The sequence below is a fragment of the Bathymodiolus platifrons methanotrophic gill symbiont genome (genome assembly GCF_002189065.1).
Lineage (GTDB): Bacteria > Pseudomonadota > Gammaproteobacteria > Methylococcales > Methylomonadaceae > Methyloprofundus.
The window spans coordinates 1-1,748 of the sequence record NZ_BDMN01000310.1 but is presented as its reverse complement, the minus strand read 5'-3'; the positions used below and the strand labels follow the sequence as shown (position 1 = coordinate 1,748).

At 34.5% G+C, this 1,748-nt stretch carries 2 protein-coding genes; both read right to left on the bottom strand.

Annotated features, from left to right (window positions below):
- Window positions 1-672: 672 nt before the first annotated feature.
- Window positions 673-1,077, bottom strand: coding sequence for a type II toxin-antitoxin system VapC family toxin (locus CDZ78_RS16085; RefSeq protein ID WP_167374354.1), 405 nt, complete (start codon window positions 1,075-1,077; stop codon window positions 673-675).
- A gap of 1 nt (window position 1,078) precedes the next feature.
- Window positions 1,079-1,327, bottom strand: coding sequence for a hypothetical protein (locus CDZ78_RS16080; protein WP_087870900.1), 249 nt, complete (start codon window positions 1,325-1,327; stop codon window positions 1,079-1,081).
- Window positions 1,328-1,748 lie beyond the last annotated feature (421 nt).

Here is a 1,748-nt window from a genome sequence, read left to right as displayed (position 1 = left end):
TATGAAAAAAATAGTCTTTTCATTCGTTTCAAATGCTATTGCCTAAGGGGAATTAAGTAGGGGTTTGCTATAAACATGGCAAAACCACCTAAAATAAACCTCGATACACCAGCATTGTGTATTTCAGCTACTCAATAATTGGGAAACTTCAGTTGTGTAAACAAGTCTGTCTTTATGGTTAACCCTTCTTGAGTAAACTTCTTGTTCAAAATATTTTAATCTCTCGAAATCAAAAGGGTCAGACTCGATTGTTTTCTATCTTCCATCATCTTTCTCTATAATCAACTCCATTTCTTCTTTGCTTAAGCCTGTTATTTCGGAAATTATTTGAATAAATAGGGGCAGACTCGATTTTTTTATTTGTGTTTTATCGCGTCTAAAGATCGCGATTCCGTAGAGTTATTAGTTTCTTATGCGCCCTCTATGATCAGTTTAATTTCTGCTTCTGTTAATCCTGTTATTTCAGCAATCACTTCAATTACTATTTCTTTTTTTGCCATATTGAGCACGATTTACCTAGTGGAATCAAGGGGTCAGCCAGTAATACTGCTACCAGTCATTTTAACCTTTCATAAGGGCGGGTAACTGAAATAATTCTGTTTGAAAAACCACTTTATCAATACCGATACAGCGTAGAAAAGAAGTCAGTGCTTCATTACGGCTTCAGGCGAGTTACCCTCCCAATAACATAGCCCAATCAATAACTTTAATGTGCTGTATAGATACTTTTAGCAAATGTTTATCATTGGTACAAAACTCATCACAACTGCTTTCAATCGCCGCAGCCAGGTGTAATGCATCCGGAGTTTTTAAATTATTTTCTGCGCGTAATGTTGTTGCCAACTCAAAAACCAATCTATTTAACTCAATAAAATCACAAACTGAGAAAAAACCATCATATAACTGAAGCTGTTCCAGCTTATTTTCTCGAACAGCTAATAATCGTGCTTCTAACCTGACCAGTTCAGAACTCAAAACAGTCTTATCTGACAAGTAATTTTTTAAGGCTTTGCGCTGTTCAGCATCGCCTTCAATCAAGCCAATGACCATACAAGTATCTAAATAGACAGACTTCATATCAATCCCAGCTCTGTCTTTCTTGTTGCATATAATCATTTATAGCTTCACGACTCAAGCCCTTATCATCAGGCGTATCAGGTAATATCTCTAAAAAATCAGAGAGTTTTGACGATTTTTTTTCAGATACTTTGGGTAGTTCATAAATAACAGCAATTTTAACGTGACCACTTGGAATGCTATCAGGTAGTTGTAACTTTAACTGATGATTCAAGGGGATTTCAGTTTCAATTTCATAATAGGCTTGCATGGTTTTTCCTTTTGTTTTATTACGTCTAATTTACAGGAAAAGCAAAAAATGGATTCAGGTCTTTTGTTATCATATTTCCAATCAAGAGGTCAGCCAGTAATACCACTATCAGTCAAATTAAATACTTACTTAAGTTCAAGGGGGCAGCCAGTGAGGCATTAAGTTGTTGAATTATAGTGATTAAGGCTATATTTTCGCCGTATTTCCTGAAAGCAATATCACTTTAATAACAATGGTTTGAACATTTGTATATTAAATTTATCTAGTGATTCTTAATAAATATTCTTTGCAAGCTATTGTTAATTATTATAATGTCATTTTTGAATCTAGTAAAAAGAATATAACTAATTGATTTGTATATCCTTTAAATGACTGGCGGGGAGTCGCTATTTTTGCGAAAGCTTGTTTTGGGCATCCCAGC